Source organism: Paenibacillus sp. FSL H3-0286, assembly GCF_045040705.1.
Taxonomy (GTDB): Bacteria; Bacillota; Bacilli; order Paenibacillales; family Paenibacillaceae; genus Paenibacillus_AQ; species Paenibacillus_AQ odorifer.
In genome coordinates, this window is sequence record NZ_CP150285.1 from 142,567 (window position 1) to 168,656 (window position 26,090).

The 26,090-nt window shown below is 47.8% G+C and carries 20 protein-coding genes, 8 tRNA genes and 1 rRNA gene; 28 read left to right on the forward strand and 1 reads right to left on the reverse strand.

Going from position 1 to position 26,090, the window contains the following annotated elements:
• Positions 1-71 precede the first annotated feature (71 nt).
• The 17 genes from MHB37_RS00685 (at position 72) to MHB37_RS00765 (ending at position 12,479) form a co-directional block, all read left to right on the forward strand.
• Positions 72-2,998 (forward strand): 23S ribosomal RNA (locus MHB37_RS00685).
• Positions 2,999-3,080: 82 nt separating this feature from the next.
• Positions 3,081-3,172, forward strand: a tRNA-Ser gene (locus tag MHB37_RS00690).
• Positions 3,173-3,202: 30 nt separating this feature from the next.
• Positions 3,203-3,279, forward strand: a tRNA-Met gene (locus MHB37_RS00695).
• An 8-nt stretch (positions 3,280-3,287) separates the two neighbouring features.
• Positions 3,288-3,363 (forward strand) — tRNA-Val (locus MHB37_RS00700).
• A gap of 32 nt (positions 3,364-3,395) precedes the next feature.
• Positions 3,396-3,471, forward strand: a tRNA-Thr gene (locus tag MHB37_RS00705).
• Between the two features lie 14 nt (positions 3,472-3,485).
• Positions 3,486-3,563, forward strand: a tRNA-Asp gene (locus MHB37_RS00710).
• A gap of 62 nt (positions 3,564-3,625) precedes the next feature.
• A tRNA-Phe gene (locus tag MHB37_RS00715) sits at positions 3,626-3,698 on the forward strand.
• A gap of 8 nt (positions 3,699-3,706) precedes the next feature.
• Positions 3,707-3,792 (forward strand) — tRNA-Tyr (locus MHB37_RS00720).
• 5 nt (positions 3,793-3,797) lie between these two features.
• A tRNA-Lys gene (locus MHB37_RS00725) sits at positions 3,798-3,870 on the forward strand.
• Positions 3,871-4,019: 149 nt separating this feature from the next.
• On the forward strand, positions 4,020-5,114 hold the full coding sequence (locus tag MHB37_RS00730; RefSeq protein WP_339245637.1) for a helix-turn-helix domain-containing protein: 1,095 nt from the start codon (positions 4,020-4,022) through the stop codon (positions 5,112-5,114).
• Positions 5,115-5,225: 111 nt separating this feature from the next.
• Positions 5,226-6,347, forward strand: a complete 1,122-nt coding sequence (locus tag MHB37_RS00735; RefSeq protein WP_076126826.1) for an ABC transporter ATP-binding protein — start codon at positions 5,226-5,228, stop codon at positions 6,345-6,347.
• Between the two features lie 210 nt (positions 6,348-6,557).
• Positions 6,558-7,496, forward strand: coding sequence for an HPr(Ser) kinase/phosphatase (gene hprK, locus MHB37_RS00740; protein WP_036687047.1), 939 nt, complete (start codon positions 6,558-6,560; stop codon positions 7,494-7,496).
• Positions 7,497-7,508: 12 nt separating this feature from the next.
• Positions 7,509-8,540: a prolipoprotein diacylglyceryl transferase gene (gene lgt, locus MHB37_RS00745; RefSeq protein WP_405168843.1), complete on the forward strand. Its 1,032-nt coding sequence runs from the start codon at positions 7,509-7,511 to the stop codon at positions 8,538-8,540.
• Between the two features lie 5 nt (positions 8,541-8,545).
• A complete protein-coding gene (gene ppaX, locus MHB37_RS00750) occupies positions 8,546-9,202 on the forward strand; it encodes a pyrophosphatase PpaX (protein ID WP_076280351.1) in 657 nt (218 codons plus the stop codon).
• The gene (locus MHB37_RS00755; protein WP_172628771.1) at positions 9,199-9,708 is read left to right on the forward strand and encodes a DapH/DapD/GlmU-related protein; all 510 of its coding nucleotides are present in this window, start codon (positions 9,199-9,201) and stop codon (positions 9,706-9,708) included. The genes ppaX and MHB37_RS00755 overlap by 4 nt, the downstream gene beginning before the upstream one ends.
• A gap of 293 nt (positions 9,709-10,001) precedes the next feature.
• Positions 10,002-11,210 (forward strand): acyltransferase, encoded by a 1,209-nt coding sequence (locus tag MHB37_RS00760; protein ID WP_076280350.1) that lies wholly within the window; start codon positions 10,002-10,004, stop codon positions 11,208-11,210.
• 111 nt (positions 11,211-11,321) lie between these two features.
• The gene (locus tag MHB37_RS00765; protein WP_076126832.1) at positions 11,322-12,479 is read left to right on the forward strand and encodes an acyltransferase; all 1,158 of its coding nucleotides are present in this window, start codon (positions 11,322-11,324) and stop codon (positions 12,477-12,479) included.
• 70 nt (positions 12,480-12,549) lie between these two features.
• Here MHB37_RS00765 and gntK read toward each other — a convergent pair whose 3' ends face one another.
• A complete protein-coding gene (gntK, locus tag MHB37_RS00770) occupies positions 12,550-14,079 on the reverse strand; it encodes a gluconokinase (protein ID WP_341165180.1) in 1,530 nt (509 codons plus the stop codon).
• A gap of 280 nt (positions 14,080-14,359) precedes the next feature.
• Here gntK and MHB37_RS00775 point away from each other — a divergent pair, with 280 nt between their 5' ends.
• The 11 genes from MHB37_RS00775 (at position 14,360) to MHB37_RS00825 (ending at position 25,971) form a co-directional block, all read left to right on the forward strand.
• Positions 14,360-15,577 carry an ATP phosphoribosyltransferase regulatory subunit gene (locus MHB37_RS00775; RefSeq protein ID WP_341165147.1) on the forward strand — a complete coding sequence of 406 codons (1,218 nt, stop codon included), beginning with the start codon at positions 14,360-14,362 and terminating at the stop codon, positions 15,575-15,577.
• A gap of 69 nt (positions 15,578-15,646) precedes the next feature.
• Positions 15,647-16,285 (forward strand): ATP phosphoribosyltransferase, encoded by a 639-nt coding sequence (gene hisG, locus MHB37_RS00780; RefSeq protein ID WP_036687062.1) that lies wholly within the window; start codon positions 15,647-15,649, stop codon positions 16,283-16,285.
• 38 nt (positions 16,286-16,323) lie between these two features.
• Positions 16,324-17,634, forward strand: coding sequence for a histidinol dehydrogenase (hisD, locus tag MHB37_RS00785; RefSeq protein WP_076219569.1), 1,311 nt, complete (start codon positions 16,324-16,326; stop codon positions 17,632-17,634).
• Positions 17,621-18,229, forward strand: coding sequence for an imidazoleglycerol-phosphate dehydratase HisB (hisB, locus tag MHB37_RS00790; protein ID WP_036687073.1), 609 nt, complete (start codon positions 17,621-17,623; stop codon positions 18,227-18,229). The genes hisD and hisB overlap by 14 nt, the downstream gene beginning before the upstream one ends.
• A gap of 1 nt (position 18,230) precedes the next feature.
• Positions 18,231-18,854 (forward strand): imidazole glycerol phosphate synthase subunit HisH, encoded by a 624-nt coding sequence (gene hisH, locus MHB37_RS00795; RefSeq protein WP_076126837.1) that lies wholly within the window; start codon positions 18,231-18,233, stop codon positions 18,852-18,854.
• A gap of 42 nt (positions 18,855-18,896) precedes the next feature.
• The gene (gene hisA, locus MHB37_RS00800; protein ID WP_076126839.1) at positions 18,897-19,634 is read left to right on the forward strand and encodes a 1-(5-phosphoribosyl)-5-[(5-phosphoribosylamino)methylideneamino]imidazole-4-carboxamide isomerase; all 738 of its coding nucleotides are present in this window, start codon (positions 18,897-18,899) and stop codon (positions 19,632-19,634) included.
• A 1,077-nt stretch (positions 19,635-20,711) separates the two neighbouring features.
• A complete protein-coding gene (hisF, locus tag MHB37_RS00805; protein WP_036687077.1) occupies positions 20,712-21,470 on the forward strand; it encodes an imidazole glycerol phosphate synthase subunit HisF in 759 nt (252 codons plus the stop codon).
• Positions 21,467-22,180, forward strand: coding sequence for a bifunctional phosphoribosyl-AMP cyclohydrolase/phosphoribosyl-ATP diphosphatase HisIE (gene hisIE / locus MHB37_RS00810; RefSeq protein ID WP_076307320.1), 714 nt, complete (start codon positions 21,467-21,469; stop codon positions 22,178-22,180). The genes hisF and hisIE overlap by 4 nt, the downstream gene beginning before the upstream one ends.
• 14 nt (positions 22,181-22,194) lie before the next feature.
• Positions 22,195-23,022, forward strand: coding sequence for a histidinol-phosphatase HisJ (gene hisJ, locus MHB37_RS00815; protein ID WP_076282606.1), 828 nt, complete (start codon positions 22,195-22,197; stop codon positions 23,020-23,022).
• Positions 23,023-23,048: 26 nt separating this feature from the next.
• Positions 23,049-23,999, forward strand: a complete 951-nt coding sequence (locus MHB37_RS00820; RefSeq protein WP_036687083.1) for a ribose-phosphate pyrophosphokinase — start codon at positions 23,049-23,051, stop codon at positions 23,997-23,999.
• A gap of 232 nt (positions 24,000-24,231) precedes the next feature.
• Positions 24,232-25,971, forward strand: a complete 1,740-nt coding sequence (locus tag MHB37_RS00825) for a tetratricopeptide repeat protein (protein ID WP_076186874.1) — start codon at positions 24,232-24,234, stop codon at positions 25,969-25,971.
• The last annotated feature ends 119 nt before the right edge of the window (positions 25,972-26,090 follow it).

A 26,090-nucleotide genomic window follows, 5' to 3' on the forward strand; every position in this document is an offset into this window, starting at 1 on the left:
TTAGAACATCTTTTAGCAACTTGTGCAAACAAGTAAATGTTATTAGTGAGATTTTTCTTCGGAAGAATCAAGGTTAAGCTAATAAGAGCACACGGAGGATGCCTAGGCGCCAGGAGCCGACGAAGGACGTGGCGAACAACGAAACTGCCTCGGGGAGCTGTAAGCAAGCTTTGATCCGGGGGTGTCCGAATGGGGAAACCCAGCTGTGGTAATTCGCAGTTACTCATTTCTGAATACATAGGAAATGTAGAGGCAGACCAGGGGAACTGAAACATCTAAGTACCCTGAGGAAGAGAAAACAATAGTGATTCCGTCAGTAGCGGCGAGCGAACGCGGAACAGCCTAAACCTAAGAGCTTGCTCTTAGGGGTTGTGGGACGTCTCACATGGAGTTACAAAGGAATATGGTAGGTGAAGAGGTCTGGAAAGGCCCGCGATAGAGGTAAAAGCCCTGTAACCTAAACTGTGTTCTCTCCGAGACGGATCCCGAGTAGTGCGGGGCACGTGAAACCCCGTATGAATCCAGCAGGACCATCTGCTAAGGCTAAATACTACCTGGCGACCGATAGTGAAACAGTACCGTGAGGGAAAGGTGAAAAGCACCCCGGAAGGGGAGTGAAATAGAACCTGAAACCGTGTGCTTACAAAAAGTCAGAGCCCTATTAATGGGTGATGGCGTGCCTTTTGTAGAATGAACCGGCGAGTTACGTTTAACATGCAAGGTTAAGCCGAGAAGGTGGAGCCGCAGCGAAAGCGAGTCTGAATAGGGCGAATTAGTATGTGGACGTAGACCCGAAACCGTGTGATCTACCCCTGTCCAGGGTGAAGGTGCGGTAACACGCACTGGAGGCCCGAACCCACGTACGTTGAAAAGTGCGGGGATGAGGTGGGGGTAGCGGAGAAATTCCAATCGAACTCGGAGATAGCTGGTTCTCCCCGAAATAGCTTTAGGGCTAGCCTCGGTATAAGAGTAGTGGAGGTAGAGCACTGATTGGGTGCGGGGTCCGCAAGGATTACCAAGCTCAGTCAAACTCCGAATGCCATATACTTATTGCCGGGAGTCAGACAGTGAGTGCTAAGATCCATTGTCAAAAGGGAAACAGCCCAGACCATCAGCTAAGGTCCCCAAGTGTGTGTTAAGTGGGAAAGGATGTGGAGTTGCACAGACAACCAGGATGTTGGCTTAGAAGCAGCCACCATTGAAAGAGTGCGTAATAGCTCACTGGTCGAGTGACTCTGCGCCGAAAATGTAACGGGGCTAAACACACCACCGAAGCTATGGCTAGATACGTATGTATCTGGGGTAGGGGAGCGTTGTGTAGGGGTTGAAGGTGTACTGAAAAGAGCGCTGGACACTACACAAGTGAGAATGCCGGTATGAGTAACGAAAAGATCAGTGAGAATCTGATCCGCCGAAAGCCCAAGGTTTCCTGAGGAAGGCTCGTCCGCTCAGGGTAAGTCGGGACCTAAGGCGAGGCCGAAAGGCGTAGTCGAAGGACAACAGTTTGAAATTACTGTACCACCGTAATCCGCTATGAGCGATGGGGTGACGCAGGAGGGTAGTGACGCGGACTGATGGATGTCCGTCTAAGCAGTGAGGCTGATGTGTAGGCAAATCCGCACATCATTAAGGCTGGGCTGTGATGGGGAGCGAAAATTATAGTAGCGAAGGTCATGATCTCACACTGCCAAGAAAAGCCTCTAGCCAGGAGAAGGTGCCCGTACCGCAAACCGACACAGGTAGGCGAGAAGAGAATTCTAAGGCGCGCGGAAGAACTCTCGTTAAGGAACTCGGCAAAATGACCCCGTAACTTCGGGAGAAGGGGTGCCCCGGTAGTGTGAATAGCACGAGGGGGCCGCAGTGAAAAGGCCCAAGCGACTGTTTAGCAAAAACACAGGTCTGTGCGAAGCCGCAAGGCGAAGTATACGGGCTGACGCCTGCCCGGTGCTGGAAGGTTAAGGGGAGTGGTTAGGGGTAACCCGAAGCTATGAACCGAAGCCCCAGTAAACGGCGGCCGTAACTATAACGGTCCTAAGGTAGCGAAATTCCTTGTCAGGTAAATTCTGACCCGCACGAATGGCGTAACGACTTGGGCGCTGTCTCAACGAGAGATCCGGTGAAATTTTAATACCTGTGAAGATGCAGGTTACCCGCGACAAGACGGAAAGACCCCATGGAGCTTTACTGCAGCTTGATATTGAATTTGGGTACGATCTGTACAGGATAGGTGGGAGCCGTAGAAATCGGAGCGCAAGCTTCGGTGGAGGCGCCGTTGGGATACCACCCTGATCGTATCTAGGTTCTAACCTAGTGCCCTTACCGGGTACGGGGACCGTGTCAGGCGGGCAGTTTGACTGGGGCGGTCGCCTCCTAAAGAGTAACGGAGGCGTTCCAAGGTTCCCTCAGAATGGTTGGAAATCATTCGCAGAGTGCAAAGGCATAAGGGAGCTTGACTGCGAGACCTACAAGTCGAGCAGGGACGAAAGTCGGACTTAGTGATCCGGTGGTACCGCATGGAAGGGCCATCGCTCAACGGATAAAAGCTACCCTGGGGATAACAGGCTTATCTCCCCCAAGAGTCCACATCGACGGGGAGGTTTGGCACCTCGATGTCGGCTCATCGCATCCTGGGGCTGAAGTAGGTCCCAAGGGTTGGGCTGTTCGCCCATTAAAGCGGTACGCGAGCTGGGTTCAGAACGTCGTGAGACAGTTCGGTCCCTATCTGTCGTGGGCGCAGGAAATTTGAGAGGAGCTGTCCTTAGTACGAGAGGACCGGGATGGACGTACCGCTGGTGCACCAGTTGTTCCGCCAGGAGCATGGCTGGGTAGCTACGTACGGACGGGATAAGCGCTGAAAGCATCTAAGCGTGAAGCCCCCCTCAAGATGAGATTTCCCAATTAGTAAGACCCCTTGAAGACGACGAGGTAGATAGGTTGGAGGTGGAAGTGCAGCAATGCATGGAGCTGACCAATACTAATCGGTCGAGGGCTTATCCTATACGTAGGATGCAAATTCGTTTCGGATTCAGTTTTCAGGGAGTCAAATTCCTGTTTGGATTGCTGTGGTACTGATATCGTTTGGAGAGATACCCAAGTGGCTATAAGGGGACCCTCTGCTAAGGGGTTAGACTGCGTAAGCGGTGCGTGGGTTCGAATCCCACTCTCTCCGCCATTTTTAATCCATAGCAATACTAATTATTGTGGCGGTGTAGCTCAGCTGGCTAGAGCGTACGGTTCATACCCGTGAGGTCGGGGGTTCGATCCCCTTCGCCGCTACCATAATACCTGGAGGCTTAGCTCAGCTGGGAGAGCATCTGCCTTACAAGCAGAGGGTCGGGGGTTCGATCCCCTCAGCCTCCACCATTTTCATCTTTTTAGAATTGCTTTTACACCGTGCCGGTGTAGCTCAACTGGTAGAGCAACTGACTTGTAATCAGTAGGTTGGGGGTTCAAGTCCTCTCGCCGGCACCATTTTTAATTAATGCGGAACCGTGGTGTAGTTGGCCTAACATGCCTGCCTGTCACGCAGGAGACCGCGGGTTCGAATCCCGTCGGTTCCGCCATTTTTTCCACAAAATGAGTGGGAAGTGTAAGACTTTTCCGCTTAATTGTCATGTAATCTTATGGCTCGGTAGCTCAGTCGGTAGAGCAGAGGACTGAAAATCCTCGTGTCGGCGGTTCGATTCCGTCCCGAGCCACCTTTTTTGGGGGATTAGCGAAGTGGCCAAACGCATCAGACTGTAAATCTGCTCACGTACGTGTTCGGTGGTTCGAATCCATCATCCCCCACCATTTATGAGCCATTAGCTCAGTTGGTAGAGCACCTGACTTTTAATCAGGGTGTCGAAGGTTCGAGTCCTTCATGGCTCATCCCAAACAGAAAGTCATCACCTTAGGGTGGTGGCTTTTTTTGTGTTTTTATGTCGTATTATAGTAGCGCGCTGCTGCAGTGATTAACATAATATTAGAGAATATGCTAAAATAGGCGAAAAGAGCAAAAGTGGTGGAGTATGGTGACTATGGATAGCGAAACATTGCGAAAAAAGTTAGAGCAGCTCACCGGAAAGAAAACCGGAATCAAGCAGTTAGGGAGGCAACATTCAGCTTCTCTTTTTAGCCTGGGATTGGAAGCACAAGAACAGCCGGTAATCCATGAAGGTCATCTTTGGGCACCATTATATGAGACTGATGGACGTGTAACCGCTGTCTGGGTGGAATTGGATGGACTTAACCCTTTGGAAATACAATTAGTGAATTATGCAGTTCGAAACTTTGCAATTGCACTAAAAGCTACTGGGGTTAGAGAAGAAGGGGAAGCGGAGGCTCGGCAGCTGGGTACCTGGTTGAACACCGAACTGGAGCAAGAGAAAAATGACTCTGAGATACCCGATGAGATGGCTCTAAAGGGACGTTTATTCGGAGATATGGTTCCATTCCTACTTAGCAGTGAGAATGCACATAGCCCGCAGATCACTTATCGTTCCTTAATGAAGCTGCTGCGCAGCTATTTTGAGAATGAAATTCTGCTTATACCTCTTCAAGAAAAAGAATGGTTAATATTGGCCCGGAAGGAACTACTCACGGGCGGAGATGATAAGGATGAGGAAGAAGAGAGTGTAGATGAAATTCTGGCTCAGACCAGTATGGGCTTACACGAACTGATAGCCAGCGAATGGGTAGGTGTATTCCATTTGGCTGTAGCTCCGGCTATAGTCCCTGTTAAGGGATTGACGGGATCCGTGGCCTTGCTGAGGGAGACCATTGTACTCGGACGTATTTTCCAAGTGGGTGAATATATTCATTTACCTTGGGAGCTGCATTTGGAACGTTTGGTTAACAGCATTCCTGATGCACGGCGTAAACAGTTACTTGGACAGATTGGCGACTATTCTTCCGTATTATCGGATAAAGAGATGCTGATGACCCTGGAGACGTTTTTTGAGATGGATTGTAATGTAAGTGAAACAGCCAAGAAGTTATATATTCATCGCAACACGCTTTTATACCGTCTGGACAAGATAAAACAGGAGACGGGTGCCGATGTGCGTAGCTTTGGGGACGCTGCTATTGTGAAGCTTACTATGCTTTTGTATAAAGTGACGAAAAGGAAATAGGTTTTTTGTGAACGTTACAAATAGCCACCGTGTCCCGTCTAGGGTAATATAAATGTACAAGGAAAAAAGAATTTTTCAATTAATCAATAATTAACTCGAGGGGGAAATACAATGGCAGGCGTACGTTTAGAGCATATTTTCAAAAAATACCCGGGTTCAGATAAAGCAACAGTAATGGATATCAATCTTGATATTAAAGATAAGGAATTTCTAGTATTGGTTGGACCATCCGGTTGCGGTAAATCCACAACTTTGCGTATGATCGCTGGTCTGGAAGAAATCTCCGAAGGTAAAATGTACATTGGCGATCGTGTAGTCAACGACGTTGCACCTAAAGACCGCGATATCGCGATGGTATTCCAATCCTACGCCCTGTATCCGCATATGAGCGTATACCAAAACATGGCTTTCGGTTTGAAACTTCGTAAAGTGAAGAAAGATGAAATCGACAAGAAAGTACGTGAAGCTGCTAGAATTCTCGATATCGAGCATTTGCTAGATCGTAAACCAAAAGCACTTTCCGGTGGTCAACGCCAACGTGTCGCTTTGGGACGCGCTATCGTACGTGATCCACAAGTCTTCTTGATGGATGAGCCTCTTTCCAACTTGGATGCTAAACTTCGTGGTCAAATGCGCGCTGAAATCACTAAACTGGTTAAACGCCTTGAAACCACTTGTATCTACGTAACGCATGACCAAACAGAAGCTATGACAATGGGTGACCGTATCGTAGTTATGTATGATGGTATCATTCAACAAGCTGCTTCCCCTGAAGAGTTGTACAATGAACCAACTAACCTGTTCGTAGCTGGATTTATCGGATCCCCTACAATGAACTTTATCAATGGTACTTTGTCCGAAGCAAACGGTTCTATCCGTTTCCGCGCTGAGAACCTTGATGTTGAAGTACCAGGCGGAAAAGCTCAAATCATCCGCAGCAAAGGCTACATTGGCAAAGAAGTAATTATGGGCGTTCGTCCAGAAGATATCCATGAAGAGCCAGTATTCTTGGAAGCTTCCCCGAACACAATCTTTACTTCATTGGTTGATGTAACTGAAAACCTTGGTCACGAAATGCTCCTTTACTTGAGCGGCCTTGGTAAATCTACTGTAATCGCTCGTGTAGATGGACGTTCCACTACTCGCGAAGGCAGCAAGCCAAAATTGGCTATCGATATGAACAAAGTTCACTTCTTCGATAAAGAATCCGAAGTTAACATTCTGTTGGGATAAGATCGCAGGATCTTTTCTCTCTTGATAAAGCCACCCGAAAGGGTGGCTTTATTGTTTAATTAGGGTCGTAATGGATAGGCGTTAAGATTGCATTCACAAGCGTTATCAATTAAGATAGCAGGAGAATTACCTCCGGAATTGTAATGAGATCGCTGTCAACCGGACGCAGTAAGCGGACATATACCGCAGGTGACGAAAGGACGAATTTACATGGCTAAGAAAGTAAAAGTATCTGAATTGGTACAACATTTTCAATTAGAGGTTATTTCCGGCCAGGAAGGTCTAAAACGACCTATTACGGTCGATGACCTGAATCGCCCTGGACTAGAGATTGCTGGTTATTTCGAATATTATCCGGAAGAACGTGTTCAATTATTAGGTAAGACAGAACTCGCATTCTTCTCCATGCTGCCTGAAGCTGAACGTAAAAGTAGGCTTCGTGGAATCTGTAATGACAATACCCCTTGTATCGTAATTACCCGTAGTTTGGATGTGCCACAGGAGTTAATTGATATAAGTAATGAAAAGGGACTTCCTGTGCTTCGTAGCTCGATGGCTACGACTATTTTCTCCAGCCGTTTGACGAGCTTCTTAGAAGGGAGATTAGCCCCTACAGCAACGATTCATGGTGTACTCTGTGATGTATATGGTGTAGGTATGCTGATTACTGGTAGTAGTGGTATTGGTAAGAGTGAGACAGCCCTTGAACTTGTAAAACGTGGACATAGACTGATCGCTGATGATGCCGTGGAAATCCGCCAGACTTCAGATAACCAGCTGCATGGTACAGCCCCTGAGTTGATCCGTCACTTGTTGGAAATTCGCGGAGTAGGTATCATTAACGTAATGACACTTTTTGGTGCGGGTGCTATCCGTAATCATAAACGGATTACACTTGTCGTTAGATTAGAGGCTTGGCAGCAAGACAAGCAGTATGACCGGCTTGGACTTGATGAGGAAACAACGCGGATTATTGATACCGATGTTCCACTTGTAACCATTCCTGTACGTCCAGGACGTAACCTTGCCGTTATTATTGAGGTTGCTGCGATGAACTATCGCCTGAAGCAAATGGGCTTTAATGCAGCCCTGCAGTTTACGAATAAGTTAACTGCGACCATATCTGAGGATATGGACGATCTCGATTAGGAGTGTGAGACAATGTTCCCATTAGCAATAGATCCTATTGTATTCTCAATTGGATCACTACCTGTACACTGGTACGGGTTAATACTAGGGGTCGGTGCACTCGCGGGATTATTTCTTGCGATCCGCGAGGGCAAACGGTTCGGAATCCCGCAAGAATTCTTTATGGATATGCTGCTACTGGGTGTACCCTCGGCAATTATAGGGGCACGGATTTATTTTGTAGCTTTTAAATGGGACGATTATAAGCATAATCTGATAGACGTCTTTAAGATCTGGAATGGCGGCATCGCCATTTACGGCGCATTAATAGGAGCGATTATTTGCGGAATTATTTATTTCCGTTATAAGGGTTACCCTTTCTGGCGTATTGTTGATATTTGTGCACCTGGACTACTGGCGGGTCAAATGATTGGCCGCTGGGGAAACTTTGTCAACCAAGAGGCATACGGCAGCGTAGTTGAGGAATCTTTTTTACGGGATAAACTGCATTTACCTGACTTCATCGTTAATCAAATGTACATAGGGGATGCTTTTCATCATCCGACCTTCCTGTATGAATCTCTTTGGAGCTTACTAGGGATTGCGTTATTGATGGTTCTCCGTCGTCAGAAGTTTGTACGTGCTGGAGAAATCTTCATGTCTTACTTTATATGGTATTCCATCGGTCGGTTCTTCATCGAGGCTGTGCGTACTGACAGTTTAGCTTTTAACGGAAGTGCAGGACTGGCTTCGTTTATAAACGGCTTATGGAGTCCGATGGAATGGTTAGGTTTTGAACAAGGATATATGGATCCTGCCTATGGTAATATTCGTATTTCTCAGCTGCTTTCTCTACTTATTATTGTGGCAGCTATATTGCTGATCGTTATTCGCAGAGTAACCGGAGAGCCTAAAGCACATTATTCTGACCCTATCGTATGTACTAAACCGATCCAAGCAGATACTGTAGTGCCAGAAAGCGCAGTAAATACACCGCAGAAAACTCGTCAAGGAACACAACCTGAGCAAGGACAGCCAGCGGATGGAGATAAGAAGGAGCAGTAAAACTTATGATAGAATGCGTTCTTTTTGATCTGGATGGAACGATTGTCGATACGAATGAGCTAATCATTAGCTCATTTATGTACGCGCTGAAGGACAATGGTCTGGCTCCACTGACCAGAGAAGAGATAATTCCGCATATGGGAACAACCCTTCAGCAACAGATGAGAGTATTCTCTGGACTAGAGGATGTAAATGGTACGTTAGAAAAGTCCTATCGTTCTTATAATAATGAGCATCATGATGAGTTAGTGCGTTCCTTTCCGCTTGTAAAGGAGACCATAGAGGAGCTCTCGCGTCGTGGGATCAAACTTGGGATTGTAACTACTAAGATCCGTCCAACAACGATCAAGACCCTGGAAAGGTTCGATTTGCTTAAGTACATGGATACGATTGTGACTGTGAACGATGTTACTGAACCAAAGCCACATCCGGAGCCCGTACTGACAGCGGTCCACAACCTTGGTGTTGATCCTCGCAAAACCTTAATGATAGGTGACAGTGCAGTTGATATTCAATCAGCCAAAGCTGCCGGTGTATACGCTGCTGGAGTATCTTGGTCTTTGAAGGGCGAGGATATGCTCCGCAAGTATGATCCGGACTTTATCATCCATAACATGAAGGATATTATAGAAATTATGGAGCGAGGAACGAATGAATCGTGAGAAACGTAACCCGTTATCCAGTAGAAGGTCATAACTCACTTTGGTATATTTACCGTACGGTCAGCCCTTGGAAGGGTGTCCGCAACTTTATTTTTATTCAGATTGCCCGCTATTGTCCGATTCTACCGTTAAAGAATTGGATCTATCGACGGATGCTGGGGATGAAGGTTGGTAAACACACGGCTTTTGGTCTTATGGCAATGGTGGATGTGTTTTTTCCGGAGAAAATAACGGTAGGTGAGAATTCTATTATTGGTTATAACACGACGATTCTGGCGCATGAGTATCTGATCAAAGAATATCGTCTGGGCGAAGTGGTGATCGGTGAAAATGTATTGATCGGCGCGAATACAACGATTCTTCCCGGTGTAACCATTGGAGATTGGGCAGTTATAGCTGCTGGCTCCGTGGTGCACAAAAATGTGGCGGCTGGCTCTTTTGTCGGAGGCAATCCTCTGCGAGAGCTGCGCCCCTCTTCAACGGAAGAACATTCGGAACAAGTGTAAACGATGCTTTTTTAACCCTGCAGTTACATATTGCGTTTTTTTAGCGCAGGTTCTGCAGGGTTTCTTGCGTCTTAGAGAAGATTATTAAGGAAACTTTAAGTTCTTCTTAAGTTTTTAGAACAGATACATTCGATATAATTAGCGTTAGTGATAAGGCGAATCCCACGCTAGGCATTCAGCTTCAAATATCAGAATGTAAAATCAGCAGGTGCAGGCTTCCTGGTATTTTCAGTTTCCACATTCCGCTTAGCGTCTCTATGAACAACCATCATAGTAGAGAAGAGGAATATAATATGAACACTGCGAGACAGGAAAGGCTGCCCCAGCTGGATATTTTCAGAGCATTAGCGATCTTAGGCGTATTGCATGTGCATTCCTCATCTTTTGCCGCTGGAGAGCAGGCACTGCATTCCCCTTATTATTACTGGCTGAACTGGATCAACATTTTCTTTAAATTCGGTACGCCCTCATTTATTTTTCTGAGCAGCTTTGTATTGTTTTATAATTATTATGGGCGTCCTGTGACACGCAGCTTGATTATTAATTTCTACCGTCGTCGATTAAAGTATATTTTATTACCTTATCTGCTAGCCTCTATGGGCTATTACGCACTAACCTTATATGTGAACGGACGATTGACCCAGAACCTCGGTGGCAACCTGTACAGCTTTATTAGAGCGTTATTCTCAGGTTCCGCATATGCGCATTTGTATTTTGTATTTATCAGCATTCAGTTTTATTTGCTTTTTCCAGTACTGCTTAAGCTACTCCAGAGTTCCCGCTTTTTAATTAAATGGGCGGTTCCGCTCGGATTGGCACTTCAGTGGGGGTTTATTTTCTGGAATAAATACGAACTGCACATTGTTGAAAAAGGGAGCCTCGCGATCTCTTATCTGGCTTATTATATGATGGGTGCTTATATCGCAATTCACTTTGAGAAGGTGAAGACTTGGCTGATGAAGCCATGGAGAGAGCTAACTGCCAGGCAAAAAGGATGGACTGCCCTGTTAGTGAGCGGGTGGTTAATTGCAGCCTTTATCCATGTGCAGCTATGGTATGTGGCCCGCCATTTTGGGGTGTGGACGGATTCGCTGTGGTACGAGCTATTATGGAATGTCCATACGATGTTATCAGCATTGGTTCTGTTGTATGCTACATTCCTGATCTATCGTAAGGCCTCTCGCGGGATTGTTGCTTTTTTAACACGTTTGGGTGAACTCTCATTTGCGATATATTTGATTCATCCGCTATTGTTAGCGGTATATCGCAGGTTCCGATATCAGATTCCCCTAGAGTCGCTAACATATGTTTTATTCATCTACGGAGGGCTTGTGGTCGCACTGGGAGGGAGCTGGCTTATTGTGCAGTTTGCTTTCCGGCGAGTTCCGGGTTCATGGATTATTTTTGGAAGCGTGCCTCGCTCTTTGGAATCCAGTCCGCAGGAAAAGTCAGGTTATATCTCTGAGGAACGGGCAAAGGGGTTCGTGCAGCAGGAGAAATAGCGTTAGAAGAAGGTCGGATACACGCACACGCTTAAACGTGGGGAAGTAGCCTTCATAATATTTGATTAAAAAGGCATCACTTCGATGCGGAGCTTAACAGGAGGAAAGATTATGAGACAAAAAGAAAGAATTCCGCAGCTGGATATTTTTCGGGCGATTGCTATTTTTGCAGTGCTGGCTATTCATGCTACTTCACGAACGTTGGCGGAGACACTAGGTACAAACATGTTTCATCCGTTCTTATTTATTAATAAATTCAGCCAGTTCGCCGTACCTTCATTCATATTTTTGAGTGGGTTCGTGCTCTTCTATAACTATATTGACCGTCCGCTGGGTGGCAAAACGCTAGGAAAGTTCTACACTAGAAGGCTGCTTTATATTATTGTGCCTTATGTAGTATTTTCACTGCTGTATTTTGCGTTAAAAATGAATGCCGGGAATACTTGGGGCTTACCTCCGGGGGAGATGGCTTCTAAGCTATGGAAGTATTTATGGACAGGAACGGCATATACGCATCTGTATTATATTATTATCATTATTCAGTTTTACGTGTTATTTCCGCTCATTTTGTGGTGTTTGCAAAAGGTTCGTCATCTGGCGGCTTGGGCGCCGCTGATCGGGTTATTACTACAGTGGGGTTTTGTGTTGCTGAATAAATACATGACCAATCACGGGTATTGGCAGTTATCCAAGGGGAGTCTGGCGATCACTTATTTCTCGTATTTCCTGCTGGGTGCTGGGATTGCAGTGTATTACTCTTCTTTGAAAAAATGGTTAGTGCCTTCACGTGAAGGCTGGCGCGCCGGTAAAGGTCCGGTTTGGATTACGTTGTGGTTGTTATGGATTGTAGCAGGGGTTGTTCATGTTGAGCTATGGTTTAATAATTACACGAAAAAAACTGTCATCAACAGCTTATGGTATGAGGGTTTCTCTAATCTACATGCGCTGCTCTCTTGTGTGGTGCTGTTGCAAATCTCCTTCTTGCTCTATGGAGCGGGTCGTAGCTTGCTGACAAGACTTTTGGTATCCGTAGGAGCATGCTCCTTCGGGATTTATTTATTGCACCCTATGCTGCTGTATTTCTATAGAAAATTACCGTTTCACGGGGGTTCTCTTGCGTACATCGCAGCGATTGTAGGAGGATGGCTTGTTGCGCTGCTGGTTTCATGGCTGGCAGTGGCTCTCGTCTTCCGGTATGTGCCTGCGTCTTGGATTATTTTCGGATCAGGCGCACAAAAGAAAGCAAAAACAGGCTCCATAAGCGCATAGTCTACTGCTAGGTAATATAAAAGCGCCGGTCTCCCGTATATGCGGGTTGACCGGCGCTTTTATTTTTTGTCTATTCTCCAGCTTGTTCCCGCTGAAACTCCGCAATAGCTTGATACTGGCTTTCCAGACTACGGTAGACGGAAATATAAATCGGCAGCAGCTGCTTGTACACTTTGGTATGTTCATCAATCGGATCATGCTGGTAAGTTGAACCGATCATGTCGAATACAACATCGAAGGAGTCCACGCGGCCCGTTGCGTAAAGACCAAGCACTACTGCTCCGAGGCAGGAGCTTTCAATACTCTCCGGAATGATGACCTCTTGATCAAAAATATCAGACATCATCTGCCGCCAGACTGAGGAACGGGCGAAGCCGCCTGTAGCCAGAATTTTGCTAGGACGCCCGATTTGCTCTTCCATAGCCAGCAGAACCATATACATATTGAAGATTACGCCTTCTAGTACCGAGCGAATCATATGCTCCTTATGGTGATTCATAGAAAGGCCGAAGAAGGAGCCACGAGCATCAGGATTCCACAGCGGTGCCCGTTCACCAGTTAAGTAAGGATGGAATAGAAGACCACCGCTACCTGCCGGAACTTGTTCCGCGATGCGCGTTAGAACCTCGTAAGGGTCAATGCCAAGACGTTTGGCGGTTTCGACTTCAGAAGCAGCGAACTCATCCCGTACCCAGCGGAACAGCATACCGCCGTTATTAACGGGCCCTCCGATCACCCAATGTTTTGGGGTTAAGTTATAACAGAAGGTCCGTCCTTTAGGGTCGGTAAGCGGGTGATCCACTACGGTGCGAATCGCTCCGCTTGTTCCAATCGTTGCGGCCACTACACCGGGTTTAATCGCGCCTACGCCAAGGTTGGACAAGACGCCATCACTGGCTCCTACGACAAAAGGTGTAGTCGGGAGCAGTAACAGCTCCTCTGCTAGACCGGGAAGCAGGCCTTGCATGATCTCTGTGGTGGGAACAAGCCGTGAGAGTTGATCTGGTGAAATATGGGCTATCTCCAGGGCCTCTTTATCCCACTCCAAAAGTTCAAGGTTGAGCATGCCTGTAGAAGAGGCAATGGAATGATCGATGATGTATTCGCCGAACAGCCGAGCGAATATATATTCTTTTATAGAAATGAATTTATAGGTTTGTTGAAACAACTGAGGCTGCTCTTCCCGAAGCCACATTAGCTTGGTAATCGGTGACATAGGATGAATAGGCGTTCCTGTGCGCAAATACAACTCATGTCCGTTGAACTCGTTCTTCAGGCGAAGTGCAGATCCGGCACTACGGTTGTCAGCCCAAGTGATGCAGGCAGTAAGTGGTTTACCCAGCTGATCAATTGCAATGACACTGTGCATGGCTGAACTGAAGGAGACGAATAGGATCTTATCTGGAGATACGGCGCTTTGCCGCATGACATTAGAGAGGGTATGAAACACTGCACGTAGGATTTGCTCTGGGTCCTGCTCCGCTATAGAAGGGGAGGGTTGATGCAAGGGATAACCCATATTCGCTTGTGCAACTATGGCTCCATTCTCCTCGAAGAGAACTGCCTTTGTACTTGTAGTACCAATATCAACGCCAATCATATAGGATTTAGTCAAGCGTTAGCCCTTCTTTCTAGTTGAAAGTATATTTTTAGAACACCAATTACAAAATTATGAAGTACAATCGTATTAGCTCATTATAGTATTCGATAAGCGGGGAGGCAAAAATAAAGAAAATGCCAAACGCTCGACTAAGGGTTTGATTGACGAAAAAGCAGTGAACATGATACGATATTGAAAATACTTTAATTTGCTACCACTTTACCATAGTAAAGTAAACATAAACAGTATCTAATGATAACTGACGAGGTGAACAATGAAGATGTCCAAACCAAAGGGATTTGAGAAGCCGTCTGGCGTTCGGGACTATCTGCCCCATGCCGTAACGAAATTGCGCAAAATTGAGAATGATGTACTGCATTGCATGAGTCGCTGGGGATATCAGCAAATGATGACTCCAACGTTGGAATATTACGATACAGTTGGCGTGGCTAGCTCTACGTCGGACCAGAAGCTCTATAAATTACTTAACAATCGTGGTCAGGCTTTGGTGCTTCGATCAGAAATGACTGCCCCGGTTGCCCGTGTTGTTGCCTCTCTATTGAAGGATGAGCCACTGCCATTGCGTCTGTCATATCACGCGAATGTATTCCGTGCCATTGAGGAAGAAGCGGGGCGGGAAGCGGAGTTCTTCCAGACAGGTGTAGAGCTGGTAGGTGATGATTCACCTGAGGCCGATGCGGAGGTAGTGGCGCTTGCTATTTCTTCGCTGCAAGCCGCGGGTGTGAAGTCTTTTAAGATCGCTATGGGGCATGTAGGCTTTCTGAATGGGTTATTTCAAGAGGTACTTCCTGAACTGCCCGAGGCTCAAGAGGAGCTGAAAAGTCATTTGCTGGGCCGTGACTATGTTTCTTTCCGGGAGACTTTACAGCGGCTGGATCTTACAGAAGCGCAGAAGAACGAACTGGATGGGCTGCTGCGTCTGCGCGGAGGCAAGGAGATTTGTGGACAGGCGCTAGAGCTGAGCAATCATCCGCTCGCGCGTCATTCGATTGATCATTTGTGCAAGGTGTGGGAGGTGCTGGTCTCTTACGGCGTATCACAGCATGTACTGATTGATCTGACGATGATCGGGGACTTTTCCTATTATACAGGCATGACTTTTGAAGGTTATGCAGCGGAGTTAGGATTTCCGGTATGCAGTGGTGGTAGATACGACAATCTGCTGCAACAGTTTGGGCGTCCGATCCCATCCACAGGATTTTCCTTAAAAACGAATCGCATCCTGGATGGTGTAACTGGAGTGGTCGAAGAGGAAGAGCTGCCTATTTTGATCCAATATGATGCGATTCGCAGAAAAGAAGGCTTGGAAGAGGCAACACGCCTGCGGTCAGAGGGTCATGCAGTCGTTACTAGACTTGCTGCAGGTCCAGAAGAGCTTGAAACGGTGAAGCGTTTGGATACGGACACGGTTGAAGCAGAGGGTGTACGGTACGGTGAGATCTATACATTCGTATCTTTTGTAAGTGAGCATGGCTGAGGATATCGTTAGTACAAAAAGCGATTAACATAAATTTTGCATGGAGATGGAAAAGGAGGCAACTTAACAATGGCACAGATATTGAAGGTGGCTATGCCAAAAGGCCGGATTTACGAAAAGGCTGCTGAGCTGTTCCGCCAGGCAGGTCTTCCGATTCCACCGGACGGTGAGGCATCACGCAAGCTTGTTATTCCGCTGCCTGAGGCAGGGATGGAGTTTATATTGGCGAAACCAGTAGATGTACCTACATATGTAGAATATGGCGTGGCGGATATTGGGATCGTGGGCAAGGATGTTTTGCTGGAGGAAGATCGTGATGTATACGAGCTGCTTGATCTTGGCATTGCCCGCTGCCGGATGTCGATCATCGGATTGCCGAACTGGCAGCCGGGAATTCAGCAGCGTGTAGCGACGAAATATCCGAATGTAGCTTCAAGGTATTTTAGGGAGCAGGGGCAACAGGTCGAGGTAGTGAAGCTAAATGGATCCATCGAGCTTGCACCACTGATTGGTCTGGCCGATCGTATTGTGGATATGGTAGAGACCGGGCAAACGCTGCGGGACAACGGATTAATCGAAATGAAGAGTATATTCGAAATTACAAGCCGCCTGGTGGCAAATCGTGTGAGCTATCGGATGAAAAATGAAGAGATACAGCAACTGTGTGACCGACTACAGGCAGTTATAGGGCAACCTAATTTGCGGTAGGCGGCAACAGATGTTAGGGGTAAAGGGAGGAACCAGCGATGAAGGTTGTGTCGAGCAAGGACTTTAAGCTAGAGCGGGAAGTGGAGTATGGTACGCCAGAGCAAAATCAGGCGGTAAAGGAAATTGTGGCCGCCATTAAAAAAGAAGGAGACACAGCGCTTCTTCGCTATACGGAGCAATTTGACCGGGTTGCACTTACGCCGAATCAACTGCGGGTAACGCCGGAAGAGCTTCAGGCAGCGTATGGCCGAGTAGAGCAATCTTTCGTATCTGCTATTCAAGCAGCTGCAGCCAATATCCGGGCGTTCCATGCCAGACAGAAACGGAATTCATGGATGGATTTGCAGCCGGATGGCACGATTCTGGGGCAGATTATTCGTCCGCTGAAGCGGGTAGGGGTATATGTACCTGGTGGCAAAGCAGCTTATCCCTCCTCGGTGCTGATGAACGTGATCCCAGCACAGATCGCGGGTGTGCCGGAGATCGTCATGGTGACTCCGCCATCCACCGGCGGCAAGGAAGGGATTGACCCTTATATCCTGGTTGCTGCCGCAGAAGCAGGTGTGAATGAAATCTACCGTGTGGGCGGAGCACAGGCGGTAGCTGCTTTGGCTTTTGGTACGGAGAGCATAGCGCCGGTAGATAAAATATGTGGGCCTGGCAACATATACGTTGCGCTGGCTAAACGCGAGGTATATGGCGCCGTGGATATCGACAGTATCGCGGGTCCAAGCGAAATTGTCGTGCTGGCAGATGAGACCGCTGAGCCGGCTTATGTCGCAGCGGATCTGCTCTCGCAGGCCGAGCATGACGAGATGGCCTCGGCGATTCTGGTCACGCCATCGCAGAGCCTGGCGGATAACGTGGCGGCCGAAGTGGAGCGTCAGCTGCAAGAGCTGCCGCGTCAGGCGATCGCCCGTTCTTCGGTAGAGAATTACGGCGCGATCATTGTTGTGGAATCTATGGAGGAAGGGATCTCCGTAGTGAATAGACTGGCACCAGAGCATCTGGAGATTGTTGTCGAAGATCCTATGGGCCTCGTAGGCAGCATTGAGAATGCTGGAGCCATCTTCCTGGGAGCGTATAGCTCCGAGCCCGTGGGTGATTATTTTGCCGGGCCAAATCATATTATCCCAACCAATGGGACCGCACGTTTCTCGTCACCAGTGGATGTGGATGATTTTATTAAAAAATCAAGTCTGATCTATTACAGTAAGGAAGCACTCTTGCGTGATGGGAAGACCATTATAGAGCTGGCACGTCGCGAAGGCTTAGAAGGCCACGCACGAGCCATTGAGATTCGAATCAAGAACGAAGGAAAAGGTGGAGACGGATATGGAGAACAATAATGAACAAGCCCTGCGCCAAGCTGGATTAAGCCGTAAAACAAACGAGACGGATATAAAGTTGTCTCTTAATGTAGATGGAAGTGGAGTTTCAGAGCTGGAGACGGATGTTCCTTTTCTGAATCATATGTTGGATCTGTTCACGAAGCACGGCCAGTTTGACCTGTCTGTACAGGCGCGTGGAGACATCGAGATTGATGACCACCACACGGTTGAAGACATTGGGATCTGCCTAGGGCAGGCACTGCACGAAGCACTGGGTGATAAAAAAGGAATCAAACGTTATGCGAGTGTTTTTGTACCGATGGATGAGGCGTTGGCGCAGGTTGTGATCGATATCAGCAATCGCCCGCACTTTGAATATCGTGCAACCTATCCTTCACAGCAGGTGGGCAGCTTTTCGACGGAGCTTGTTCAGGAGTTCCTGTGGAAGTTTGCGCTCGAAGCACGGATTACGTTACATGTTATCGTACACTACGGTTCTAACACTCATCACATGATTGAGGCTGTATTCAAAGCGCTTGGACGGGCGCTGGATGAGGCAACTTTGATTGATCCCCGTGTGAAGGGTGTGCCTTCTACGAAGGGAGTGCTGTAGGATGACTGTTGCAATCGTCGATTATGGCATGGGCAACCTGCACAGTGTGAGTAAGGCGGTAGAACGTCTCGGTTATGAGTGTGTAGTGACGGGTGATGCCGAGCAAATTCTCGCTGCTGATAGTGTCATTCTGCCAGGTGTCGGTGCATTTGGCGATGCGATGGGGCATTTGCGGGAGAATGGTTTGGATCTTGTCGTCAAACAGGTAGCCGCTGGAGAGCAGCCTCTGCTTGGGATCTGTCTTGGCATGCAGCTGTTGTTTAGCACCGGTGAAGAGCATGGCAGCCATGAGGGGCTAGATATTCTCTCGGGTTCAGTGGTGCGGTTCGCTCCTAGAGATGGCTATAAGGTGCCGCATATGGGGTGGAACAAGCTCAGCTTTAGACAGCCGGAGAATCCGCTTTTTGTTGGCCTTGAGGAGGGGCATGTGTATTTTGTCCACTCTTATCACGCGCTTGTAGCAAAAGAGAGTGATCTGCTGGCTGTCACGGATTATGGTTACCCAGTCACGGCTATTGTCGGGCAAGATAATGTGTTCGGTATGCAGTTCCATCCGGAAAAAAGCGGAGAGCTGGGAATCAAGCTGTTGGGTAATTTTTTGAAGATTAAGAGAGAGCGGGCGTAAGCCACGCTATAAATATAACGGAACGAAAGTGGGGAGCGCCAAATGTCTTCTTTTATTGTATATCCGGCGATTGATATTCGGGATGGAAAATGCGTCAGGCTGCAGCAGGGGGATTACAATCAGGAAACGATATACAATGATAGTCCACTAAAGGTGGCAAAATCATGGGAAGAGCAAGGTGGAAAGTTCATTCATTTGGTGGACTTAGATGGTGCGAAAGCGGGTCATCCTGTGAACGATGCGATTATCGGTGCTATTGCTGCTAATGCTAACGTTCCTGTGCAGGTGGGCGGTGGTCTTCGCAATCTTGCGGACGTAGAGAAATTGCTCGGACTTGGCGTTAGCCGCGTCATTATCGGTACTGCTGCGATTAATGATCATGCTTTTACCGAAGAGGTACTGGCAAAATACGGCGATAAAGTCGCGATCGGCATTGATGCACGTAACGGTTATGTTGCGACACACGGCTGGCTGAACACCTCTGAAGTACGTGCTGAAGCTCTTGCCAAGGAATTGGCGGCAAAAGGAGCCGAGACATTCATTTACACCGACATCTCCCGCGACGGGATGATGCAGGGACCGAACGTGGACGGTATCCTGTCCATGGCGCAGGCCAGCGGTAAAACTGTGATCGCGTCCGGCGGAGTCACCAGTCTTGATGATCTGTTGCGTCTGAACGTGCACAGCGGCAGCGGTGTAGGCGGAGCTATTGTTGGCAAGGCGTTATATACGGGCAATATTGATCTTTCTGGAGCTTTGCGAGCGCTTGGGCAGAAATAGCGTTGGGCGAGCGCGCTAATTGATGAGCGGATGAACAAAAAGACGACATGAGCTAGCCAAGGAATAGTGGATCAATGAAACAGACAGAACCAACAGTGGGTTAAAGAAATAGACTTAACAGTAACGTAGTGAACACAAATCACTAAATCACCAAACTAATTAATAAACGAGCGAATGAACAAAAAGACAATAGATGAACTAGTAAATGAGCAGTGGGTTAAAGAAATAGACGTGACAGTAAATGAGTAACTAATGATAATTAAATGAACGCCCAGAGAAGCAAACTAGCAAAAGTTAAACGAACAAACCAGCAAACCAGCAAAAGGGCTTAATAACAAAGCAACAAACCAACAAAAGAGCTAAAACAAACCAGCTGGCCAATAAAGCAACAAACCCAACTAGCTAATGTGTTTTCACTTTGCAAAAATCTCATCTCATTACGAATGGCGTAACGATTTGAGCGCTGTTTCAACGAGGGATCCGGTGAAATTTTAATACCTGTGAAAATGGAGGTTACCCGCTAGCTAAAACCCGCTGCACAATCTGCTACAATAGGCGTAATGAGGCGGCGGGAAGGGTATTTTTCCTCGGATGATGATTTAAGTGTACTTTATACAGCTATTTTTCACATTTAGAGCTGATTAGCTAATTTAGTTGTATTTCGTGCAGCTATAACTCAGAGATGAGTTGCTTTATAAGCTTATCCCCAGATTTAGTTGTACGAAATGCAGTTAAAAGAGTAGCTTGCAAAAAGGTTGATAAAATAACTGCACGTTGTGCAACTAAATACTCGTGGGCTTGCAGGTGGCGTGAGCCCTTCCGACCACATAAGGGCCAAAACCGCGGAACATGAAGGTGTTATGGGTCAAGGAAGCGGCTACGAAGGGGTTAGCGATCATAGCACATGTTCAGCCGTGTGGGCTATGGTTCAGCCGGATGGACTATGATCCGCCATGCCTTCAATCGAGGTTTCCAAAGGGCAGGGGCCTTTGGGCTCCCCCTGGGCTAAGAGGGCTTTAGGGGGACGGACACACTTTAGGTGCTTGAAACGCTTTTTAAAGAAAGGGGGATTTCATAATGTTAGCAAAACGTATCATCCCCTGTCTTGACGTTAAGGATGGACGGGTAGTCAAAGGCGTTAACTTTGTGAATCTGCGTGATGCTGGAGATCCGGTAGAGCTAGCGGCGCTGTATGACCGCGAGGGCGCAGATGAGCTTGTGTTTCTCGATATATCGGCTTCCGTAGAAGGTAGAGCAACGATGATCGAGGTTGTGCGGCAGACCGCTGGTGAGATTGCCATTCCTTTTACAGTGGGTGGAGGGATCTCTACAACTGATGATATGAAAAGGATTCTTCGTGCAGGCGCAGACAAAATCGGCATTAATACGGCAGCCATCACTAATCCTCAGTTAATTTTGGACGGTGCTCGCCGATTTGGCTCCCAGTGTATTGTAGTAGCGATAGATGCTAAATATAATGAGGCTTTTGGTGAATGGGAAGTGTACACTCATGGCGGGCGTAAGCCCACCGGCATCCGTGCTCTGGCTTGGGCTAAAGAAGCTGAGAAGCTGGGCGCAGGTGAGATTTTGCTCACTAGCATGGATGCAGATGGCACAAAAGACGGCTTCGACCTGAAGCTAACCTCGGCAGTATGCGATTTGCTCAGTATTCCTGTGATTGCTTCTGGCGGCGCTGGGAAGAAGGAGCATTTTTACGATGTATTTACGGAAGGGAAAGCCGATGCGGGACTTGCGGCGACCATTTTTCACTATAAAGAGATTGCAATTAATGATTTAAAGGCAGATTTGAAGCAAAAAGGGGTAGAAATCCGATGAGCGAAACACAAAACAATACCACATTAAGCCAAAAAGAAGCTCTGGCAGGCATTCTCTGGAATGAAGCGGGTCTGGTGCCTGCCGTTGTTCAGGATGCTAGCAGTTTAGAGGTACTGATGGTTGCTTATATGAACTCCGAATCGTTACAGCTCTCACTGGAGAGTGGCCAGACTTGGTTTTGGAGCCGCTCGCGCAGCGAACTTTGGCATAAAGGCGGAACCTCAGGCAACACACAAGCTATTACCTCCATATCCTATGATTGTGATAGCGACACACTACTCGTGAAGGTTGTTCCTGAAGGACCAGCTTGCCATACTGGAGCTACGTCATGCTTTTTCCGTGAGATTCCTTTGAATAACCCAACAACGGATGCTTCGAAATCAGTGTCTAGTCTGACGGATGGTGAGCGTTTTGCTGTTCTTGGTGAGCTGGAGCGTGTGATTGCTGAACGGGAAGTGGAACGCCCGGAAGGCGCGTATACCACTTATCTGTTTGATAAAGGCGTGGATAAGATCCTCAAAAAGGTAGGCGAGGAAGCTTCCGAGACCATAATTGCCGCCAAAAATAAAGATAACGCCGAGCTGCGCCTTGAGGTCAGTGATCTGATCTATCATCTGTTGGTATTGCTGCAAGAGCGCAAGCTTCCACTGGATGAGATTATGGAAGAGTTGAGTACCCGTCACGAACGCCCACGCCGGGATCAGTACTAAGGGAGGACTGAGTGATGCATATTGATTACCACACGCATCATGAACGCTGTGGCCATGCCGTGGGTAAGCTTGAGGAGTATGTACAGCGCGGGATAGAGCTTGGACTTCAGCAGCTGGGATTATCCGACCACTTGCCGCTCATCCACGTAGATCCCGCCAGCTATTATCCAGAAATGGCTATGCCAATGGCTGAGCTGCCTCGTTATGTGGAGGAATGTCTAACCTTAAAGGAGCGTTACCGTGGAGTCATAGATCTGCGGGTGGGGCTGGAAGCCGATTATATCGAAGGCTATGAAGAGCAAATTCGCGAGATTTTGTCGCCGTATCCATGGGATTATCTTATAGGTTCTGTACATTTTCTTGGGGAGTGGGATATTACGGATCACCGCCAGGTTCATGGTTGGGAAGGCAAAGATGCGCTAGAGGTATATCGTCTTTATTACGATGCGGTAAAGAAGTCGGCGTTATCGGGATTATATGATATTATAGGACATATGGATGTTATTAAACGGTTCGGTTATGGCCCACAAACACCGGAGGGCACGGCTGAGGTAAGGGCGCTGGAGCTAGAGACCTTAAAGGTTATAGCGGATAGCGGAATCGCCATGGAGCTGAATGCATCCGGACTTACGAAGCCTTGCGCTGAGATGTTCCCGGCCGAGCATCTGCTACAGGAGGCCCTAAAGCTCGGCATACCGCTGACATTAGGCTCCGATGCACATGATCCTGCCAAGCTGGGGGACGGGCTGCAAGAGGCGCGTAGTATGCTTTGGCACACTGGTTTTCGTGAGCTGGCTGTATTTGAGGGACGCCGCCGTACCACTGTTCAGTTCAAACTATAATAATTTATAATCCGCAGGAGGGTATTATGCATCATCAACAATTACGTATTTTTTCCGGTTCGTCGAATCCAAAGTTAGCGGCTGATATTGCGGAGCGACTTGGTGTTGAATTGGGGCAGATAAAGCTGACCCGCTTCATGAGCGGCGAGATTTACGTGCATTACGAAGAAAGCATCCGGAACTGCGACGTATTTTTGGTGCAATCCCTTTCGCATCCCATTAATGAGATGTTCGTGGAGCTGCTGGTGATGATAGATGCTGCCAAACGGGCTTCAGCTCGTACAGTGAACATTATTGTGCCGTATTATGGATATGCTCGGCAGGAGCGGAAGTCCGCACCCCGTGAGCCGATCTCGGCTAAGATGGTGGCTGATGTGCTGACGACCGCTGGAGCAACCCGCGTAATCACCATCGATTTGCACGCAGCGGCGATTCAAGGCTTTTTCAACATTCCGGTCGATCATCTGACTGCACTCGATTTGATCAGCAGCCATTTGAAAGCCAAGGCAATGTCTGATCTGGTCATTGTTTCCCCGGATGCAGGGCGTGCGTCTATGGCTGAGAAGCTGGCGAATAAGCTGGATTCACCTTTTGCCATTATGATCAAGAAGCGCCCAGCCCATAATGAATCGGTAATCACTCATGTCATTGGTGATGTCGAGGGACGGACACCTATCATTATTGAGGATCTGATCGATACTGGGACGACCATTGTGAATGTGGTAGAAGGCCTGAAGGAGAGAGGTGCGAAGGACAGTATTGTCTGCGCGACACACGGATTATTCTCAGGGCCCGCGCTACAGCGGCTTGACCATCCTTCTATTCAGGAAGTGGTTACGACAGATTCTATTGCACTGCCTGATGACCATTCAAGTCGGTTTACAGTATTATCTGTTGCACCGATGCTTGCCCAGGCCACACACATCATCCTCGAGGGTGGTTCGATCGATAAGCTATTTAGAGACGCGGGAATTTAATTCCCCGTCTTTTTTATTTTTTGTCAAAAAAGATGTTGTAAGCAGAGTGGTAGAGTCTTTCTCAACTTGAGATTCTCACTGTCACATGTGGTATACTGTGTGGAGATACCCGCGCCCAATAAGGGAACGGAATAGCGATTAAGGATGGAGCTCCGGCATACCCCATAGGGCGCCGCCCTCCTATTTTTCGTTAGTATAAGGAAGCTTCTTATAAGGGAGGTGCCTTGCTTCCATGATTGAGAGAACTTCAGAGTATGAACTGGGGAATGATAATGTGATTCCTGTAACTCTGAATGCCAATTTTTTCTTTGAAAGAGCCGTTCGGTCCTTGGATCGCTTTCAATATGATAAGGCATTAAAGAATTTTCGCAAAGCTGTAGAGTACGAGCCGGAGAATCCGGTCAATCATTGCAACGTGGCTGGCGTATTATCAGAAATGGGCAATTATGAAGCGTCCAACGACATTTTAACCCATGTACTGGAGAATATTGATCCGGCAATGACGGAATGTTATTTCTATATGGCTAACAACTTCGCCAATATGGAAAGCTATGAGGAGGCAGAACGCTCACTCGTCACTTATCTCGAAGAAGATGTGAACGGTGAATTTCTGGCCGAATCGGAAGAATTGATGGAGCTGCTGCAATATGAGCTGGACCGTCCTGCTCCACTTATCCGGATTAGAAGCCGGGAAGGTGTAATAGAGCATGAGCGAGCCCGAGCACTGTTGGAGGAGGGCAAGTTTACACAAGCCGTCACTTTGCTTGAAGAGATTGTGAGCAATACGCCTGACTTCCTGGCGGCACATAACAACCTAGCCCTAGCGTATTTTTACATGGGTCGTTTTACCAAAGCTAAGGAATGTATTATGCGGGTGCTGGAGCTGGATTCCGGGAATTTGCATGCACTCTGTAACTTAGCGATCTTCCTTCAGTATGAAGGTGACCGCGGGCAACTGGATGGATTGTTACGCCTTCTGGAGACCACCATTCCGTTTCATCAGGAGCATCTGTTCAAAATGGCCACCACCATGGGGATTCTGGGACGCCATAGAACCGCCTATGGCCATTTTAGACGTCTGTTGAAGGATGAAGAGGTCGGTGGCGACGCCAGTCTCTATCATTACTGTGCGGCAGCTGCCAGCAATAGTGGCCTGTATACAGAAGCCCAACGCTGCTGGCAGAAGGCGGCTAAGCTCGATCCGGAATCGGCTGTGCCGAGATTTTTTCTGGCTCAGCTGCAGCAGGCGCAGGGGGAAGGTAAAACGCTGTCGCTGGTCAGCTACAACTATCAGCTTCCTTTTCAGGAGCAGCTGAAGCTGTGGAAGGACAACAAGGGCAGCTTTACCGAAGAGGTGCGGAACAATCCGCTGCTTCGCTCTTCCTTCTTCTGGGCGCTCCGCTACGGGGATGCCAATACGAAGCTTCAGGTTACAGAAGCTCTGCGGTGGATCGAAGATGAAGAGATGTCCGAAATTCTGCAAGGACTTCTAAAGCAGCAGCCCTTGCAGGAAGAAAAGCTGCAAGAAGCGGCACTTCTTAGTCTGCAGCGGCTGATTGGAAGTGTTCCTGAAGAGAATGTGCTTCAGGAAGTCAAAGAAACCTCTTCCCCGCGTTTGAAGGGACTGCCGGAATGGAGAGAGGATTGGCAGAAAGTTATCGACCAGACCCTTAGTATGATGGATCGAAGATATGATGCAATCCACAAAAAAGATGCTGAATTACTGTGGAAGCAATTTCTGAGCAGCCTTTATCCGGATGTTCCGTTTATCCGTCATGCGAATGGCTGGTGTGCTGCCTTAGAATATCTAATCGCTAAAACGCATAACCTGCCGGTCACCTACCGTGAAGTAGCCCAGCGTTACAATGTTTCCGTTTCTATGGTCAGTCGTTATGCTCGGCGCATAGATGAGGAATGTAGTTTCGAGGGAAGTGTGAGCGACAGCCTTCCGCCATTTACCGAGAACATCTAAATCGATCATGTAGTATTTCGTAGAAACGGAGCCCTTTTTATATGTCTTGCGTAACGCTAATGTTCCTTATAGGGGCACCGAAGGCGGCTATGCTTGCCAAAAAAGGGCCCGTTTCTTCT

Coding starts and splice junctions, on each gene's coding strand:
- hisA (WP_076126839.1), top strand. CDS start 18,897: ATGTCTTCTTTTATTGTATATCCGGCGATTGATATTCGGGATGGAAAA.
- hisB (WP_036687073.1), top strand. CDS start 17,621: ATGGAGAACAATAATGAACAAGCCCTGCGCCAAGCTGGATTAAGCCGT.
- hisH (WP_076126837.1), top strand. CDS start 18,231: ATGACTGTTGCAATCGTCGATTATGGCATGGGCAACCTGCACAGTGTG.
- ppaX (WP_076280351.1), top strand. CDS start 8,546: ATGATAGAATGCGTTCTTTTTGATCTGGATGGAACGATTGTCGATACG.
- hisIE (WP_076307320.1), top strand. CDS start 21,467: ATGAGCGAAACACAAAACAATACCACATTAAGCCAAAAAGAAGCTCTG.
- MHB37_RS00735 (WP_076126826.1), top strand. CDS start 5,226: ATGGCAGGCGTACGTTTAGAGCATATTTTCAAAAAATACCCGGGTTCA.
- MHB37_RS00760 (WP_076280350.1), top strand. CDS start 10,002: ATGAACACTGCGAGACAGGAAAGGCTGCCCCAGCTGGATATTTTCAGA.
- hisD (WP_076219569.1), top strand. CDS start 16,324: ATGAAGGTTGTGTCGAGCAAGGACTTTAAGCTAGAGCGGGAAGTGGAG.
- MHB37_RS00820 (WP_036687083.1), top strand. CDS start 23,049: ATGCATCATCAACAATTACGTATTTTTTCCGGTTCGTCGAATCCAAAG.
- hprK (WP_036687047.1), top strand. CDS start 6,558: ATGGCTAAGAAAGTAAAAGTATCTGAATTGGTACAACATTTTCAATTA.
- gntK (WP_341165180.1), bottom strand. CDS start 14,079: ATGATTGGCGTTGATATTGGTACTACAAGTACAAAGGCAGTTCTCTTC.
- MHB37_RS00775 (WP_341165147.1), top strand. CDS start 14,360: ATGTCCAAACCAAAGGGATTTGAGAAGCCGTCTGGCGTTCGGGACTAT.
- lgt (WP_405168843.1), top strand. CDS start 7,509: ATGTTCCCATTAGCAATAGATCCTATTGTATTCTCAATTGGATCACTA.
- MHB37_RS00730 (WP_339245637.1), top strand. CDS start 4,020: ATGGATAGCGAAACATTGCGAAAAAAGTTAGAGCAGCTCACCGGAAAG.
- hisJ (WP_076282606.1), top strand. CDS start 22,195: ATGCATATTGATTACCACACGCATCATGAACGCTGTGGCCATGCCGTG.
- MHB37_RS00825 (WP_076186874.1), top strand. CDS start 24,232: ATGATTGAGAGAACTTCAGAGTATGAACTGGGGAATGATAATGTGATT.
- hisG (WP_036687062.1), top strand. CDS start 15,647: ATGGCACAGATATTGAAGGTGGCTATGCCAAAAGGCCGGATTTACGAA.
- hisF (WP_036687077.1), top strand. CDS start 20,712: ATGTTAGCAAAACGTATCATCCCCTGTCTTGACGTTAAGGATGGACGG.
- MHB37_RS00765 (WP_076126832.1), top strand. CDS start 11,322: ATGAGACAAAAAGAAAGAATTCCGCAGCTGGATATTTTTCGGGCGATT.